This is a genomic window from Ramlibacter sp. JJN2-2R, from assembly GCF_057747835.1.
Window position 1 is genome coordinate 3190120 of the sequence record NZ_CM173226.1, and the last position, 16704, is coordinate 3206823.

Genomic DNA, 16704 nt, shown 5'->3' on the forward strand with positions numbered 1-16704 from the left:
GAAGCCCCCTCGTGGGGCAGCGCAGTCCACGAAGTGTCAAGCGTGGGGGCCGGCATGCCGCTAGCGCTCGTCGAACGACAGGACCACGCGGTCCGTCAGCGGGTGGGCCTGGCAGGTGAGCACGAAGCCGGCCGCGACCTCGGCCTTGTCGAGCGCGAAGTTGCGCTCCATGCGCACTCGGCCTTCCACCAGCTTGGCGCGGCAGGTGCCGCACACGCCCGAAGTGCACGAGAACGGCACCTCCAGCCCGGCGGCGGACGCGCAGTCCAGGATGCTGGGCTGGTCCTTGGTGAAGACGATCTCGCGCTGCAGGCCGTCGCGGATGATCACCACCCTGGCCTGCTCGGCGTCGCCGGGCTGCGGCTCGTGCATCACCGCCCCCACCTCGCCGGCGGCCTGCTGGGGCACGCCGAAACGCTCGATGTGGATGCGGTCCTCGGGCACGCCGGCGGCCAGCAGCGCGGCCTCGGCCTCGTCGTTCATCTGAAACGGCCCGCAGACGTACGCATGGTCGATGCGGCCGGCCGGCACCACCGTGCGCAGGAAGTCGCCGATCTTGTCGCGGTTGACCAGGCCCATGTTCAGCGGTGCATCGGTGTGCTCGTCGGAGAACACGTGGTGCAGCACCAGCCGCGTCATGTACTTGTCCTTCAGGTCCTCGATCTCCTCCTTGAACATCGTGGACTTGAGGCTGCGGTTGCCGTAGATCAGCGTGAACTCGCTGGCGGGCTCGCGCGCCAGCACCGTCTTCATGATCGACAGGATGGGCGTGATGCCGCTGCCGCCCGCGATGCCCAGGTGGTGGCGCCGCGCGCCCGGCTCGATCGGCACGAAGAAGCGGCCCTGTGGCGCCATCACGCTGATGGTGTCGCCGGGGCGCAGCTTCTCGTTGATCCAGTTGGAGAACACGCCGCCTTTGACCTTGCGCACGCCCACGCGCAGTTCGCCGTCGTCGACGCCGGCGCAGATCGAGTAGGAGCGCCGCAGGTCCTGGCCGTCGATCTCCTTGCGCAGCGTGAGGTACTGGCCCTGGGTGAAGCCGAACACGGGCTGCAGGTCCTCGGGCACGTCGAAGGCGACGACCACCGCCTCCTGCGTGTCGGGCTGGACGGAACGGACCTTGAGGGGATGGAAGAGAGGTGTGTTCATGGCACTCGTCGTTGTCATCGCGGGCTGGACTCGCCATCCGGTCCGGCGCCCGGCCGGGCCGCCGCAGCTGGATGCGGCATGACAGGGCTCGTCGTCATAGCGGCTTGAAGTACTCGAACGGCTCGCGGCAGTCCAGGCAGCGGTACAGCGCCTTGCAGGCGGTGGACCCGAAGGCCGAAGTGCGCTCGGTGTGGGTGCTGCCGCAGCGCGGGCAGGCAACGGCCGGCTGCCGGCGCACGATGCGGATCGGCACGCCGGCGTCGGGCAGCGTGGGGCCGGGCGGCGCGATGCCGTACTCGCGCAGCTTGCGCTTGCCTTCGTCGCTGATCCAGTCGGTGGTCCAGGCCGGCGCGCGCCGCAACGTGGCCCGCGCGGGCCCCAGCCCCTCGGCCTGCAGGGCGCCGAGCACGCTCTGCTCGATCACCTCGGTGGCCGGGCAGCCGGAGTAGGTGGGCGTGAGCACGATCTCGAGCTCCGCGCCATGGTCGATCACGTCGCGCACGATGCCCAGGTCGCACACCGACAGCGCGGGCACCTCCGGATCGAGCACGGTGCCCAGCACCTGCCAGGCGCGCGCGACGCGTTCGGCCGTGGCCATGGCCGTCACCACACGCCGCCGGGAAAGCTGCGCTGCAGCGTCTGCATCTCGGCCAGGATGAAGCCCATGTGCTCGCTGTGCACGCCGCGCTTGCCGGTCGAGCGGAACGGCGTGGCCTTGGGCACCTCGAGCCCGGCCTCGCCGAGCAGGCCCGCCATCTCGGCATCCCAGGCGTCGGCCAGGTCGCCCCAGCGCGGGCCGAGCCCGGTGGCGGCGGCATGCTCGTCGACGGCGTCCTCGTCGAACAGCTCGGCGCCGTAGCGCCACAGCTGGTCGAGGGCCGCGCGCAGGCGGCGCAGCGATTCGTCGGTGCCCTGCCCCAGCCGCACGACCCAGTCGGCCGAGTGCTGCTGGTGGTAGCGCGCTTCCTTGACGGCCTTGCCGGCGATGGCGGCCAGCTCGGGGTCGCTCGACTCCTTCAGCCGCTCCCAGAGCAGGCGCAGGAAGGTGGCCATCATGGCGTTGCGCAGCACGGTGACCGCGAAGTCGCCGCGCGGCAGCTCGACCAGCGTGACGTTGCGGTAGTCGCGCTCGTCGCGCAGGAAGGCCAGCTGGTCCTCGTCGTGGCCCGCGCCCTCGACCACGCCGGCGTGCGTGAGCACCGCGCGCGCCTGGCCGATCAGGTCCAGCGCGATGTTGGCCAGCGCGATGTCCTCCTCGAGCACCGGCGCGTGGCCGGTCCACTCGGCGATGCGCTGGCCCAGGATCAGCACCGTGTCGCCGATGCGCAGCAGATACTGGACGGACGGGTCGTCCTTGACGGAGATCGACGACTGCATGTCAGTGGCTTCCAAGGTTGAACGGGTCGCGGCGGGCGATCGGGTCCATGTTCTTCACATATGGTCGACGGAGCCGGGCAGCTTGTAGAAGGTCGGGTGGCGGTACACCTTGTCCTCCATCGGGTCGAAGTACATGTCCTTCTCGCCCGGGTCGCTGGCCACGATGTGGTCGGAGCGCACGACCCACACGCTCGTGCCTTCCTGCCGCCGCGTGTAGACGTCCCGCGCCATCTGGATGGCCATCTTCGCGTCGGCGGCGTGCAGGCTGCCGCAGTGCTTGTGGTCCAGTCCGCTCTTGGACCGGACGAAGACTTCCCACAACGGCCATTCGGTGTTCGTGCTCATGCTTGCTCCTTCAGCGTTCCCTCCCCTGGGGGAGGGTTGGGGTGGGGGCGCACGCGACGCCCGCGGCGGCCCCCAGCCCCCATCCCGGCCTTCCCCCGGAGGGGGGAAGGAGAAATCGATTTCAGGCCGCCAGCTGCTGCGGCTCCTGCTTCGCCGCATAGGCCAGCGCGGCCTCGCGCACCCAGGCGCCGTCGTCCCAGGCCTTGACGCGTTCGGCCAGGCGTTCCTTGTTGCAGGGGCCGTTGCCGTTGACCACGTTCCAGAACTCGTCCCAGTCGATGCGGCCGAAGTCGTGGTGCTGGCGCTCCTCGTTCCACTTCAGCTCGGGGTCGGGCAGCGTGACGCCCAGCACCTTGGCCTGTTCGGCCGTCGCGTCGATGAAGCGCTGGCGCAGTTCGTCGTTGGAGACGCGCTTGATGCCCCAGCGCATGGACTGCGCCGAGTTGGGCGACTGGTCGTCCGGCGGGCCGAACATCATGATCGAGGGCCACCACCAGCGGTTGACGGCGTCCTGCACCATGGCCTTCTGCGCCTGGGTGCCCTTGTCCATCATCGTCAGCAGCGACTCGAAGCCCTGGCGCTGGTGGAAGCTCTCCTCGCGGCAGATGCGGATCATGGCGCGCGCATACGGCCCGTACGAGCAGCGGCAGATCGGCACCTGGTTCATGATCGCCGCGCCGTCCACCAGCCAGCCGATCACGCCGACGTCGGCCCAGGTGAGCGTGGGGTAGTTGAAGATCGAGCTGTACTTGGCCTTGCCCGTGTGCAGCGCCTCCAGCATCTGGTCGCGCGAGGTGCCCAGCGTCTCGGCCGCCGAGTACAGGTACAGCCCGTGCCCGCCCTCGTCCTGCACCTTGGCCAGCAGGATCGCCTTGCGCTTGAGCGTGGGCGCGCGCGAGATCCAGTTGCCCTCGGGCAGCATGCCCACGATCTCCGAATGCGCGTGCTGGCTGATCTGCCGCACCAGCGTCTTGCGGTAGTGCTCGGGCATCCAGTCCTTGGCCTCGATGAACTCGCCGGCGTCGATGCGCTCGTCGAAGCGCTCCTGCAGCCGCACTTCGTCGGTCGAGCGCAGGGCCTTCTGCCCGTCGTCCTTGCCCATGGTGTCCATCGCCTGCGTGTACATGCCGTCTCCTTGGGTCGCGCGCCGTATTGCCGACCGATTGGTCGATCATAGACAAACCGCCGCACCCGTGCAACCTCGAGGGGCGTCGCCTGCCCCGTTGCTAGCATCGGCGCTGTCGGGCACGAGGACCGTGCCGGGGAGTGGAGATGAGCCAGTGAAACCAGAGACTGCGGACGGCGCCTTCCGGATCCGCCGGTTGGCGGCTGCGGAAGCGGCGGTGAGCGTGCCCGCCCTGGCCGACGTGCTGCTCGACTGCGTGGAGGGTGGCGCGTCGGTGAGCTTCATGCTGCCGATGGCACGCGCGACGGCCGAGTCGTTCTGGCAGCGCGTGGCCGAGGGCGTCGCTGCCGGCGAGCGCATCCTGCTGGTCGCGCAGGACGAGGCCGGGCGCATCGCGGGCACCGTGCAGCTCGTGGTCGGGCAGCCCGAGAACCAGCCCCACCGGGCCGACGTCGCCAAGATGCTGGTGCACCGCCGCGCGCGCCGCCGCGGCCTGGCGCAACGGCTGCTGGAGGCCGTGGACGCGCACGCGCGCGCCGAGGGAAAGACCGTGCTGGTGCTGGACACCGTCACGGGTGGCGACGCCGAGCGCCTGTACGAGCGCTGCGGCTGGCAGCGCGTGGGCACGATCCCCAACTACGCGCTGATGCCCGACGGCGTGCCGTGCAGCACGACGTACTTCCACAAGCAGCTGGCCGCGGCGCCGCGCGCGCCGGACTGACGGCTGCCGGCTCGCATCGGCATCGCCCGGGTGCCGCTTTCGGCACGGAACGGCTAAGCTCGTCGCGCCACCAACGACACCCCAGGAGACAAGGCATGAAGACGTTCACCCCATGGCGCCGCCTGCTGGCGCTGCTGCCGCTGCTCGCGGCCCTGCTGGCCCCCGCCGTCGCCCCGGCGCAGGCCGCGCCCAAGCGCACCGACCCCGGCGCCCGGCCCGAGTCGATGCTGTGGGTGGGCAACAGCTTCTTCTACTACAACAACAGCATGCACAACCACTTCGGCCAGCTGGTGGCATCGCTGGGCGAGAAGCCGGGGGTGCGCAGCACCTCCGTGACCATCAGCGGCTCGGGCCTGGACTGGCACGACATGGAGTCGCTGGTGCGCCCGAACGGCATCGGTCGCTACTCCTTCGTCGGCGACAACGAGATCCGCTTCAACCCGCCGGCGCGCCAGTACGACACGGTGGTGATGATGGACTGCAGCCAGTGCCCGGTCCATCCGCAGCTGCAGCGGGCGTTCCACGACACCGTGCGCAAGGATGTCGAGATCCTGCGCAAGCAGGGCATCCGCCCCGTGCTGTTCATGTCCTGGGCCTACAAGGACAAGCCGGAGATGACCCAGCAGCTGGCCGAGCAGTACACGCGCGCCGGCAACGACAACGACCTGGTGGTGATCCCCGCCGGGCTGGCGTTCGCCAAGGCGATCTCGCGCCAGGGCGGCCTCGAGCTGTACCAGCCGGACAAGCGCCACCCCAGCGTGGCGGGCACCTACCTCGCCAGTTGCGCGAGCTACGCGACGCTGTTCCGCAAGAGCCCGGTCGGCGCCACCTACACCGCCGGCCTGCCGCCGGACACGGCCAAGCTGCTGCAGCAGGCCGCGTGGGACGCGGTGCAGGATTACTTCAGCGCCAGATGACGTCCTTGCGGTCCGCCCTCGTCGGCGGACGGGCTAGAGCGTCGTCTGCAACAGCGCACCCTTGAACAGCACGGGGCCGGTCGGGCCGCTGCCCGCCGGCGCGCCGCCCTTGGGCTCGAGGCTGATCGCCAGGGCGGGCGCGGTCGTCACCTCGCGCGAGCCGGCCGTGAGCTTGACCACCGGCCGCCCCTGCAGCACACCCAGCGACCGCGGCGCCTGCCCGGGCGGCAGGGCCCACAGTTGCAGCGAACGGTCCGCCGCTTCCTGGTAGCCACCGACCCGCTTGAGCGTGAGCGTCCGCTTCGCGGCATCGAACGTCACCAGCACCGACGCGTTCTGCGCTTCGTCCTGCAGCACGGCGACGTACTGGACTTCGGGCCGGTCGGCCAACTGCACGGTGACCGCGACCGCGGCCACGGCCGCCACCGCGGCGGCTGCGGCGGCGCCACGCCACCACGCGAGATGGCGGCGCAAACGGGTCAGCATGGGGGCCTCCTGCACCGGTCCGGCTGGCTGCGTGCGCGGTGACTCGGCCTGGATGGCCGCTTCGATCCGCTTCCACGTGGCCGCACCCGGCGAGCGCGCCGGCTGCAATTCGGCCATCACGGCGAAGTGCTCCTGCCACACGATGATCCGCGCCCGGGCCGCCGGGCTCTGGCGGGCAACCGCCTCGAAGCGCCGGCGCGCGCCACCGCGCAGCGTGCCCAGCGCATAGGCGGCGGCAAGGCGGTCGATGAGGTCGGGATGGCGCAGGATGTCCATGGCCGTCCTCAGGCGAAGCGGCCCATGCACGCGCGCAGCTGCTCCAGCCCGCGCCGCACCCAGGTCTTCACGGTGCCCAGCGGCAGCTTCAGCTGCTGCGCCAGTTCCCCGTGGCTCAGGTCGCGGTAGTAGGCCAGGCTGACCACTTCCCGGTGCCTGGGCTCCAGCTTGCGCAGGCACTCGCGCAGCGCGAACGCGTGCTCGCTCGCGTCGTGCGAATCCAGCGGATCGGCGGCATCGCCCGGCAGCGTCTCGCCCAGCGCATCGTCCAGTTCCACCGTCCTGTGCAGCCGCTCGCTGGCGCGGCGGCGCAGGAAGTCGAGCGCGCGGCTGCGCGCGATGAGGCCCAGCCAGGCCATCGGCGGGCTCAGCGTCTGCCGGTAGTCCTGTGCGCTGCGCCAGACCTGCAGGAAGGTGTCCTGCAGGACGTCCTCGGCCCATTCCGCGTTGCCCAGCACGCGCATCGCCACCGCGTACAGGCGGCCGCCCGCGACGTCGTACAGCTCGCGCAACGCGGCCTCCGCGTCGGTGCGGCGCGCGGGCGTGACGTCGGGGTGCGCGATGCGCTCGAGAAGAGCGATCAGCAGGGCCTGGGACTCGTCGTTCATGGGGCTGGATTGTCGGGGTACGCGCGCAATCCCGGGCTGGATGTGGGGAATGGGCGAATCCACGCGGCTGGTTGCCCGCGTATCCGGTGCAGGGCGGAGCGACCGCATCCGCCCGCAACCCAACCGGAGAGAAGTCCATGAAGAAGATCGCACTCGCCGCGGCCGCCAGCGCCGCCACCCTGCTGGCCGCCTGCGGCAGCATGCAAGGCCAGGACATGGCCTACGCCGGCCGCAACGGCGGCACCGGCCCGGCCGATTCCGCCATGACGGGCGCCGCCCCCATGGGCGCCGAGAAGACCAGGATGGTCGGCGGCGCGCCGATGTACCCGAGCAAGACCATCGTCGACAACGCGGTGAACTCCAGGGACCACACGACGCTGGTCGCCGCCGTGAAGGCCGCGGGGCTCGTCGACACGCTGCAGGGCCCCGGCCCCTTCACGGTGTTCGCCCCGACCAACATGGCTTTCGACGCGCTGCCCGCCGGCACGGTGCCGACCCTGCTCAAGCCCGAGAACAAGGCAACGCTCACCAAGGTGCTGACCTACCACGTGGTCCCCGGCAGGATCGACGCCGCCGACCTCGCGCGGCAGATCCGCGCCGGCGGCGGCAAGGCCATGCTCAAGACCGCGAGCGGCGGCACGCTGACGGCGTCGATGCAGGGCAGCGACGTCGTCATCACGGACGCGAAGGGCGGCATGGCCAAGGTGACGATCGCCGACGTCGGCCAGTCCAACGGCGTGATCCACGTGGTGGACAAGGTGCTGCTGCCGGGTTGAGGCGACGTCATTGCGGGCCCGACCCGCAACACCGTCAGTGCGGGCCCGACCCGCAATCCAGCTCCGCGGCCACGACAAGCGCGGACCTGGGTCCCGGCTTTCGCCGATGACAGCAACGCGCGCCCCGGGCCACAGGCGTGCCCGGGTCCGCACGCGCGCCCGCGGCCCTGCCCATCGACCCGGGGAGCCGCAGGCGCCGCGCTCAGGACTTGCCCAGCCGCCGCAGGAAGCCCGCCAGCAATTGCTGGAACCGCTGCGGCTGGTCGAGGAAGACGGCATGGCCCGCATCGGCCACCGTCTCCAGGCTGGCTCCCGCGATCGCGCCCGCCATCTCGCGCTGCGCCTGCAGGTCGCCCGCGTCCGCCGCGGCGACCACCAGCGTGGGCCGGTTGAACTTGGCCAGCGCCGGGCGCCGGTCCACCGTGATGAAGTCCGCCAGCAGCATGCCCACGCCCAGGTCCGGCGGCGTGCGCAGGCCCGTCGCCACGTACTCGTCGATGCGCTCGCGCCCCTGCTGCGACCGGATGATGGCGTTCAGCATGCCGCGCAGGTACTCGCGCGGGTAGCGCTGGTACATGGCCATCCGCTCCAGTTGCTGCTGCAGCTCCTGCGGACGCGCCACCGCGGCGGCGGGACCGGCGCCGACGGCCGCGTCGACCAGGACATAGCCGGCGACGCCCGCGCCCTCGAAGGCGGCGGCGTGGGCGGCCACGTCCTGCACGCCCTGCGACCAGCCCACCAGCACCACGTCGCGCAGTGCGAGCGCCTCCATCACGCGGCGCAGGTCGCGGGCCCGCTGCTCGGGCGTGTTGGACTGCACCGTGACCGTGGACATCCCTTGCGAGCGCGGATCGATGGCGACCACGCGGGCCGAGCCGGCGAACGCCTCCATGGACTGGCGCCACACGGCGCCGGACATGCACCAGCCCGGAACGAACAGCAGCGTGGTCGCGGCGGTCCGGTCGCCGCCTTCGACGTAGTGGATCTTCACGTCCCCGCCCACGTCCACGTCGCCCTGGGTGAAGGGGACGTCGGCGCGGGCGGCGCCCGACAGAGCCAGGCAGGCAGCGACGATGGCGGCGCGCAAGAGTCTCATGGCGCGGGCTCCTCCAGAAAGCCGCGAGTGTCGGCGCGCACGGCACCTGCAGGCAAGGGGACCAGCCCCGGCCGCCGGCAGGCGGTCACTTGCGCGCGCGCCTGGCCGGTGCCGGTTTGGCGCGCGGCACGTCCAGCGGCAGCCGCGCCTCCGACTTCACTTCCTTGAGCACCACGCTCGAGCGCACGTGGGTCACGCCGGGCAGCTTGAACATGGTGTCGTGCAGGAAGCTCTCGTAGCGCTTGATGTCCGGCACCAGCACCTTGATCACGTAGTCGGCCTGCCCGGTCGTCGCGTAGCAGCTGACGATCTGCGGGCACGCGGCCACCGCCTGCTCGAAGCGGCGCACGTCGTCCTCGTTGTGGCGCGAGAGGTTCACCTCGGCCAGCACGCACAGCGACAGGCCCACGCGCTCGCGGTCCACCAGCGCCGTGTAGCCGCGGATGATCCCGGCCGCCTCCATCTCCTTGACGCGCTTCCAGCAGGGCGTGCTCGACAGGCCGGCGGCGGCGGCGAGCTGCTGCACGGTCTGGCGCGCATCCCGCTGCAGCTCGGCGAGCAGCAGCACGTCGTGGCGATCGAGTTCGTCCATTCTTCGAAAGTGCGTTCTTGGAGAACCGCATTCTCCCGCACCGGCCGCAGGTCGGGAGAAAAGAAGCCCATTTCCGCTTACCGCGGGTACGCTGACCCCTCGAAGCCGTCATGGCGGGCGCGACCCGCGATGGAGGCCTGCGCTCGATCGTCCGGCCGTCGCCGGATGCCGGATCGAGCCCGGCATGACGGCACACGGAGACAAAGCCATGGACACCACTGCGACGCCCACGACCCTCGCCCGCCCCGACTACCAGCTCAGCGACAGCCTGTGGGCCGGCGGCGGCGCGATCTTCCTCACCGGCACGCAGGCGCTGGTGCGCCTGATGCTGATGCAGCGCCAGCGCGATGCCGCGGCCGGCCTGGACACGCGCGGCTTCATCAGCGGCTACCGGGGATCGCCGCTGGGCATGGTCGACCAGGCGGTGTGGAAGGCCGGCCGCAAGTTCGAGGAAGCCGGGCTGCGCTTCCTGCCCGCGATCAACGAGGAACTGGGCGCCACGGCGGTGCTTGGCACCCAGCGCGTCGAGGCCGACCCCGAGCGCACCTGCGACGGCGTGTTCGCCATGTGGTACGGCAAGGGCCCCGGCGTGGATCGCGCCGGCGACGCGCTCAAGCACGGCAACGCCTACGGCGCCTCGCCGCACGGCGGCGTGCTGATGGTGGCGGGCGACGACCACGGCTGCGTGTCGTCGTCGATGCCGCACCAGAGCGACCAGGCGTTCCAGTCCTGGCACGCGCCCATCGTGTCGCCGGGCAGCGTGGCGGAGTACCTGGAGTTCGGCCTGTACGGCTGGCAGCTCTCGCGCTTCTCGGGCAACTGGGTGGGCTTCACGGCGCTGTCCGAAGTGGTGGAGAGCGCCTCGACCGTCGACCTCGACCTGGTCAACGCCCGCGTGGCCACCTGGCAGGACGGCGACACCGTGCGCCGGCTCACCGGCTACACGCCCCCCGCCGGCGGCCTGCACTACCGCTGGCCCGACCTGCCCTCGCTGGTGATCGAGCAGCGCCTGCACGCCAAGCTGGACGCCGTGCGTGCCTTCGCGCGCATCAACAGCATCGACCGCCACGTCGTCGCGAGCGAGCGCGCCACGGTGGGCATCGTCACGGCCGGCAAGGCGCACTACGACTTCATGGAGGTGCTGCGCCGGCTCGACATCTCGCCCGAGACGCTGGCGCAGCACGGCGTGCGGATCGACAAGCTGGGCCTGACCTACCCCATCGAGCCGACGCGCATGCGCGAGTTCGCGCGCGGCCTGAAGGAGGTGCTGGTCATCGAGGAGAAAGGCCCGGTGGTCGAGGACCAGCTGCGCGCGATGTTCTACAACGCGGCCGAACGCCCGGTGATCGTGGGCAAGACCGACGCGCAGGGCGCGCCGCTGGTGTCCGCGCTGGGCGAGCTGCGCCCGTCGCGCCTGATCGAGATCGTCGCCAACTGGCTGGCCGGCCACTTCGCCGACCTGGATCGCCGCCACCTGGTGCGCGACTTCACGCTGCCCGAGCTGCTGTCCAACGCCAGCGACAGCGTCAAGCGCCTGCCCTACTTCTGCGCCGGCTGCCCGCACAACACCAGCACCAGGGTGCCCGAGGGCTCGCACGCGCAGGCGGGCATCGGCTGCCACTTCATGGCCAGCTGGATGGACCGCGACACCGAGGGCCTGATCCAGATGGGCGGCGAGGGCGTGGACTGGGTCTCGCACGCCATGTTCACCAAGGTGCCGCACGTGTTCCAGAACCTGGGCGACGGCACCTACTACCACTCGGGCTACCTGGCGATCCGGCAGGCGGTGGCGGCCAGGGCCACGCTCACCTACAAGATCCTGTTCAACGACGCGGTGGCCATGACCGGCGGCCAGCCGGTGGACGGGATCATCACCGTCGACGGCATCGCGCGGCAGGTCGAAGCCGAGGGCGTGAAGAAGGTGGTGGTGCTCTCCGACGACATCGCCAAGTACGACGCGATCCATGGCCGCTTTCCCGCCGGCACCGAGTTCCACGATCGCGCCGAGCTCGACGCCGTGCAGCGCCGGTTGCGCGAGATGCCGGGCGTCACGGTGCTGATCTACGAGCAGACCTGCGCGGCCGAGAAGCGCCGCCGCCGCAAGAAGGGCGAGCTGATCGATCCGGCAAGGCGCCTGTACATCAACGACCGCGTCTGCGAAGGCTGCGGCGACTGCAGCGTGCAGAGCAACTGCGTCGCCGTGCTGCCGCAGGAGACGCCGCTGGGGCGCAAGCGCAAGATCGACCAGAGCAGCTGCAACAAGGACTACTCCTGCGCCAAGGGCTTCTGCCCCAGCTTCGTCGGCGTGCTGGGCGGCAAGCTGAAGAAGCGCGCCGGCGCGCTGGCCGGCGGCACGGCCGACTTCATGCAGCGCGTGGACGCGCTGCCGCAACCGGCCGCGCACGCCTGGACCGGCCCGTACGACCTGCTGGTCACCGGCGTGGGCGGCACCGGCGTGGTGACGGTGGGCGCGCTGATCACGATGGCCGCGCACCTCGAGGGCAAGAGCGCGAGCGTGCTGGACTTCATGGGCTTTGCGCAGAAGGGCGGCTCGGTGCTGAGCTTCGTGCGGCTGGCGGACGTGCCCGCGCGCCTGAACCAGGTGCGCATCGACACGCAGCAGGCCGACGCCATCCTCGCCTGCGACCTGGTGGTGGGCGCCTCGCCCGACTCGCTGGCCACGGTGCGCCACGGCCGCACCCGGGTCCTGGCCAACACGCACGAGGTGCCGGTGGCCGAGAGCCTGCGCAACCCGGATGCGAGCCTGAAGGTGCCGCAACTGCTGGAGAAGCTGCGCTTTGCCGCCGGCGCCGATCGCGTGGAAACGCTGGATGCGCAGGCGCTGGCCGAGGCGTTCCTGGGCGACTCCATCGTCTCCAACATCCTCGCGCTCGGCTACGCCTGGCAGCGCGGCCTGGTGCCCGTGGGCGCGGCGGCGCTGCTGCGCGCCATCGAGCTCAATGGCGTGGGCGTGGAGAACAACAAGCTCGCCTTCTCGCTGGGCCGGCTCGCGGCCGCCGATCCGCAGGCCGTCGCCGCGCTGCTGCAGGAGCCGCCGGCGCAGCCCACCCCCGCCGTCGAGCCGCTGGAGGCGATCGTCTCGCGCGGCCTGCGACACCTGACCGGCTACCAGGGCGCGGCGTATGCGCGGCGCTTCGCCGACTTCGTCGCCCGGGTGCGGGTGCGCGAGGCGTCGCTGGGCGCCGATCCCACCTTGCCCTTCACGCGCGCGGTGGCGCAGTCGCTGCTGAAGCTGATGGCATACAAGGACGAGTACGAGGTCGCGCGCCTGTACACCGACGGCGAGTTCCAGCGCACGCTGCGCCAGCAGTTCGAGGGCGACCCGCAGCTGGAGTTCTACATGGCGCCGCCCATCCTCTCGCGGGCCAGGAACGGGCAGGCGCCGCGCAAGGTGCGCCTGGGCGGCTGGATGATGCCGCTGATGAAGGTGCTGGCCCAGGGCCGGCGCGTGCGCGGCACGGTGTTCGACGTGTTCGGCTACACGGAGGAGCGCCGGCTCGAGCGCGCGCTGGTGCGCCAGTACCGCGACCGCATCGAGTCGCTGCTGCCCGCCCTGTCGGCCGAGCGGCTGAAGGTGGCCGGCGAGATCGCGGCGCTGCCGCTGTCCATGCGCGGCTTCGGGCACGTGAAGCTCGCCAACGTGGCGCTCGCCCGCGCGCGCGAGGCCGAACTGCTGCACCGCTTCGACCCCGAGACCTACCCGCGTCCCGAGCGCGTGCCGCAGGCCGGCCAGCTGCGCGGCATTCGCGTCACCGCGTCGGCCTGAACCCGCCGCTCCGGCGCGGCGAACGGGCCGGCCTTGCAACACGCTGTTACAGTGTGCGCATGCCCCCCGGACGCGCCCGCCATCCCTTCGCCGGACCGGCCGGCCACGCGTGATGGCCACCGGGAAATCCGCCCCCGTCGCGACCGATCCGGCGCAGCGCCAGGCGGCGGGCGTGCTGGCCTCCTGGCTCGAGCAGCTGCTCGAGAAGATGGCGGCGCCGCACACCGATTGCCTGCTGAAGGTGTCGGTCGACCTCGGGGCGCGGGCCTACGACCGCCATGCGAACCAGCTGGCCGATGCCCTGCGCACGCTCGACTCGGCCGTGGTGAACCTCGATTACGGCGTGATCGTCGAGCGCGACGGCGACCTCAGCGGCTTCCAGGGGCCGTGGCAGGCGGCCGCGCGCGCCGCCCACAAGACGGCCGACCTGGCCGGCGAGCTCGCGGCCTGGCTGCAGGGCAACGACCCGGGCGTGCGGCGGGCGATCGTCGAACTGCGCATGGAGCAGCAGCGGCTGCACGAAGTGCTGCGGCACGCGGACCAGTGGCTCGTCGACCTGTGGGCGGACTTGCGCCTGCGGCGGCCGGCCGACGGTGACAGCGCCGGCCTCGAGACCCTGCGTTCGCTGGCGGGCAAGGCCGACGCGCTGGGCACCCGCGTGCGCCGGCTGCATGCGGCGGGCCGCGCGGTCGAGGAGGCCTGCGTGCTCGCCGAGCATGTCCTCGCGCTGCGCCGCGCGCTGGTCCAGGAGATCGACGAGGTGCTCCAGCCCCGCCACAGCGCCTGGGAGCAATCGGTGCTGCGCCTGCTCGAGGCCGCCCAGGACAGCAACTGGCAGCTGGACGTCGATCCCGCGCAGCAGCAGGACGCGCAGCTGCGCGCCGACCTGCAGCGCTGCATCGTCGGCTGCGACAAGCTGCGCCAGGAAGAACGCGCGCTGCAGCGCTGCCTGGCGACGTCCTGCGAGCAGTTGCGGGCGGGGGTGTAGCGGCGGCAGGGCCAGCCGGTTCTCCCCGCCATCGGCCATTTGCCGGATCGCGCAGGACCGGGGCCGGTCCTTAAGCTCGCCCGCGTGGAAGAAATCGCCGGTCCCGTGTTCGGTTACTACCTCGCCTGCTACACGCTGGTGGGCAGCGACGGGCATTACGGCTACGCCAAGCTCTGCGTCCGCCGCCCCGCCTGCGTCTGGGAATCCGGCCCCGCCTTGCGCAAGGTGGCGGCCGGCCCGTACGACTCCGCCAGCGCCGCCCTGCAAGGCGTCATCGCCCGCAGCGAACGCAAGCTGGCCCGCCGCCAGGCGCGCCTGAGCGACTGGGCCGTGCTCGAATCCGGCACGCCCGAGCCGGACACCCTGCGCCCCGCTCCCCGCTCCTGACCCCTCGCGCGCGCGGGCAGGCCCCGCGGCCCCGCGTCGCCGGCATTTGCTAAATGCCTTTATCATCTACCCGTCGATGAAAACCGACCTGACCGCCCGCTTCGGCTTCCTCGTCAACGAGCTGGGGCGGCTGTACTCCCAGCAATTCGACCGGCGCTCGCGCGAGGAACTGGGCCTGAGCCAGGCCCAGTGCCGCCTGCTGGCCGCGCTCGCGGCGCACGACGACGAACCGGTGTCGCAGGTCGACCTGGCGCAGAAGGTGGGCGTCACGCCGATGGCCGTGGCGGCGCTGTGCGACCGGCTGGCGGCGGGCGGCTGGATCGAGCGCCGCCCGCACCCGCAGGACCGGCGCGTGAACCACCTGCACATGCTGCCCAAGGCGCACAAGGCCCTGCAGCAGGCCATGGCGATCGGCGACGAGCTCACCGGCGCCGTGCTGGCGGGCTTCAGCGCGGCCGAGCGCCGCCAGCTCGTCGCCCTGCTCGGCCGCGCGCGCGCGGGGCTGCTCGCGCTCGCGAGCGAGGAGGCGCAGGCATGACCGCCGCCGCCATCCCGGCCGAGGTGCAGAAGCACCGCGGCATGATCACCGTGGCCATCATGCTGGCGACCATCATGCAGGCGCTGGACACCACCATCGCCAACGTCGCCCTGCCCCACATGCAGGGCAGCCTGCAGGCCTCGCAGGACCAGATCACGTGGGTGCTCACCTCCTACATCGTGGCCTCGGCGATCACGCTGCCCCTCACCGGCTGGATGTGCGCGCAATGGGGCCGGCGCAAGGTGTTCATCGTCTCGGTGATCGGCTTCACCATCGCCTCGGCGCTGTGCGGCCTGGCGACCTCGCTCACCGGCATCGTGGCGGCCCGGCTGCTGCAGGGCGTCTTCGGCGCCGCGCTGGTGCCGCTGTCGCAGGCGGTGCTGCTGGACATCAACCCGCCACAGAAGGTGGGCCAGGCCATGGCGATCTGGGGCGCCGGCATCATGGTCGGCCCGATCCTGGGGCCGATGATGGGCGGCTGGCTGACCGAGAACTTCGACTGGCGCTGGGTGTTCTTCATCAACCTGCCGGTGGGCCTGTTCGCGCTCTGGGGCATCGTGCGCTACCTGCCCGAGAACCGGCCGCGCGCGCAGCCATTGGACAAGTTCGGGCTGGTCACGCTCAGCATCGCCATCGGCATGCTGCAGATGTTCCTGGACCGCGGCGAGCTGCTGGACTGGTTCGACGCCTGGGAGATCAAGCTGGAGGCCGCCGCGGCGCTGGTCGCCTTCGCCTTCTTCGCGGTGCACACCTGGACGGTCGACGGCGTCTCGTTCCTGGACCGCGAGCTGCTCAAGGACCGCAACTTCGTCACCGGTTCGGCGTTCGGCTTCATCGTCGGGATGGTGCTCTACGGCACGATGGCGCTGCTGCCGATGTTCCTGCAGGGCCTGATGAACTATCCGGTGGTCTGGACCGGCATCGTCACCGCCCCGCGCGGCATCGGCACCATGCTGGCGATGATCGCGGTGGGCCGCCTGGTGCACCGGGTGGACCTGCGGCTGATCATGGCCACGGGCTTCACCCTCACCGCGCTGGCGCTGTGGCAGATGACGCACATCACGCTGGAGATGGACAGCCACCTGGTCGTGGTGTCCGGCTTCATCCAGGGCCTGGGCATCGGCTTCACGTTCGTGCCGCTGTCCACCGCCGCCTTCGCCACGCTGGCCCCGCGGCTGCGCAACGAGGGCACGCCGATCTACAGCCTCGTGCGCAACATCGGCGGCAGCGTGGGCATCTCGATCGTGCAGGCGCTGCTGTCCCACGGCGCCGCGCAGGCCCATGCACAGCTCGCCTCGCTGGTGGCCCCCGGCAACCAGGGCCTCGCCAGCCTGCCGCCCGGGCTGGGAGCGGACACGCCCGCCGGCCTGGCGATGCTCAATGCCGAGGTGACGCGGCAGGCGGCGCTGCTGGCGTACGTGAACGACTTCTGGATCATGATGGCGATCACGCTGGCCACCATCCCGCTGCTGCTGCTGATCCGCCGGGCGCGCAGCGCACCTGCGGCTGCGTCGGGCGACGTGCCGCACTGACTC

17 protein-coding genes are annotated in these 16704 nt (G+C 71.3%); 8 read left to right on the plus strand and 9 right to left on the minus strand.

What is annotated here, in order from left to right; genetic code table 11:
• Positions 1-60: 60 nt before the first annotated feature.
• The 5 genes from paaE to paaA all read right to left on the minus strand — a co-directional run bounded on the left by paaE (position 61) and on the right by paaA (position 3997).
• Positions 61-1167 (minus strand): 1,2-phenylacetyl-CoA epoxidase subunit PaaE, encoded by a 1107-nt coding sequence (gene paaE / locus AC3ANR_RS15430; RefSeq protein WP_488288989.1) that lies wholly within the window; start codon positions 1165-1167, stop codon positions 61-63.
• Between the two features lie 76 nt (positions 1168-1243).
• Complete coding sequence (paaD, locus tag AC3ANR_RS15435; protein ID WP_488288990.1) at positions 1244-1747, minus strand: 1,2-phenylacetyl-CoA epoxidase subunit PaaD; 504 nt, start codon at positions 1745-1747, stop codon at positions 1244-1246.
• A gap of 5 nt (positions 1748-1752) precedes the next feature.
• Complete coding sequence (paaC, locus tag AC3ANR_RS15440; protein ID WP_488288991.1) at positions 1753-2526, minus strand: 1,2-phenylacetyl-CoA epoxidase subunit PaaC; 774 nt, start codon at positions 2524-2526, stop codon at positions 1753-1755.
• A gap of 54 nt (positions 2527-2580) precedes the next feature.
• On the minus strand, positions 2581-2871 hold the full coding sequence (gene paaB / locus AC3ANR_RS15445; RefSeq protein ID WP_488288992.1) for a 1,2-phenylacetyl-CoA epoxidase subunit PaaB: 291 nt from the start codon (positions 2869-2871) through the stop codon (positions 2581-2583).
• A 121-nt stretch (positions 2872-2992) separates the two neighbouring features.
• On the minus strand, positions 2993-3997 hold the full coding sequence (gene paaA / locus AC3ANR_RS15450) for a 1,2-phenylacetyl-CoA epoxidase subunit PaaA (protein WP_488288993.1): 1005 nt from the start codon (positions 3995-3997) through the stop codon (positions 2993-2995).
• Between the two features lie 154 nt (positions 3998-4151).
• On the opposite strand from paaA, the gene AC3ANR_RS15455 reads away from it, so the two are divergent.
• Positions 4152-4718: a GNAT family N-acetyltransferase gene (locus AC3ANR_RS15455; RefSeq protein WP_488288994.1), complete on the plus strand. Its 567-nt coding sequence runs from the start codon at positions 4152-4154 to the stop codon at positions 4716-4718.
• Positions 4719-4813: 95 nt separating this feature from the next.
• On the plus strand, positions 4814-5635 hold the full coding sequence (locus AC3ANR_RS15460; protein WP_488288995.1) for a hypothetical protein: 822 nt from the start codon (positions 4814-4816) through the stop codon (positions 5633-5635).
• A gap of 33 nt (positions 5636-5668) precedes the next feature.
• Here the strand turns inward: AC3ANR_RS15460 and AC3ANR_RS15465 are convergent, their stop codons facing one another.
• Together AC3ANR_RS15465 and AC3ANR_RS15470 are read right to left on the minus strand one after the other, a co-directional pair.
• Entirely contained in the window at positions 5669-6397 is a 729-nt protein-coding gene (locus tag AC3ANR_RS15465) for an anti-sigma factor (RefSeq protein WP_488288996.1), read from the minus strand.
• 8 nt (positions 6398-6405) lie between these two features.
• A complete protein-coding gene (locus AC3ANR_RS15470) occupies positions 6406-7005 on the minus strand; it encodes an RNA polymerase sigma factor (RefSeq protein ID WP_488288997.1) in 600 nt (199 codons plus the stop codon).
• Between the two features lie 263 nt (positions 7006-7268).
• Here AC3ANR_RS15470 and AC3ANR_RS15475 point away from each other — a divergent pair, with 263 nt between their 5' ends.
• Positions 7269-7781, plus strand: coding sequence for a fasciclin domain-containing protein (locus AC3ANR_RS15475; RefSeq protein WP_488291825.1), 513 nt, complete (start codon positions 7269-7271; stop codon positions 7779-7781).
• Positions 7782-7983: 202 nt separating this feature from the next.
• Here the strand turns inward: AC3ANR_RS15475 and AC3ANR_RS15480 are convergent, their stop codons facing one another.
• Both AC3ANR_RS15480 and AC3ANR_RS15485 read right to left on the minus strand, forming a co-directional pair.
• Positions 7984-8877: an alpha/beta fold hydrolase gene (locus AC3ANR_RS15480; RefSeq protein WP_488288998.1), complete on the minus strand. Its 894-nt coding sequence runs from the start codon at positions 8875-8877 to the stop codon at positions 7984-7986.
• A gap of 85 nt (positions 8878-8962) precedes the next feature.
• On the minus strand, positions 8963-9469 hold the full coding sequence (locus AC3ANR_RS15485; RefSeq protein ID WP_488288999.1) for an Lrp/AsnC family transcriptional regulator: 507 nt from the start codon (positions 9467-9469) through the stop codon (positions 8963-8965).
• A 208-nt stretch (positions 9470-9677) separates the two neighbouring features.
• Here AC3ANR_RS15485 and AC3ANR_RS15490 point away from each other — a divergent pair, with 208 nt between their 5' ends.
• The 5 genes from AC3ANR_RS15490 to AC3ANR_RS15510 all read left to right on the plus strand — a co-directional run bounded on the left by AC3ANR_RS15490 (position 9678) and on the right by AC3ANR_RS15510 (position 16701).
• The gene (locus tag AC3ANR_RS15490) at positions 9678-13256 is read left to right on the plus strand and encodes an indolepyruvate ferredoxin oxidoreductase family protein (RefSeq protein ID WP_488289000.1); all 3579 of its coding nucleotides are present in this window, start codon (positions 9678-9680) and stop codon (positions 13254-13256) included.
• Positions 13257-13368: 112 nt separating this feature from the next.
• Positions 13369-14244, plus strand: a complete 876-nt coding sequence (locus AC3ANR_RS15495) for a hypothetical protein (protein WP_488289001.1) — start codon at positions 13369-13371, stop codon at positions 14242-14244.
• An 84-nt stretch (positions 14245-14328) separates the two neighbouring features.
• Positions 14329-14631 (plus strand): hypothetical protein, encoded by a 303-nt coding sequence (locus AC3ANR_RS15500; RefSeq protein ID WP_488289002.1) that lies wholly within the window; start codon positions 14329-14331, stop codon positions 14629-14631.
• A gap of 76 nt (positions 14632-14707) precedes the next feature.
• On the plus strand, positions 14708-15169 hold the full coding sequence (locus AC3ANR_RS15505) for a MarR family winged helix-turn-helix transcriptional regulator (RefSeq protein WP_488289003.1): 462 nt from the start codon (positions 14708-14710) through the stop codon (positions 15167-15169).
• Complete coding sequence (locus AC3ANR_RS15510) at positions 15166-16701, plus strand: MDR family MFS transporter (RefSeq protein ID WP_488289004.1); 1536 nt, start codon at positions 15166-15168, stop codon at positions 16699-16701. Before AC3ANR_RS15505 ends, AC3ANR_RS15510 begins: the two co-directional genes overlap by 4 nt.
• Positions 16702-16704 lie beyond the last annotated feature (3 nt).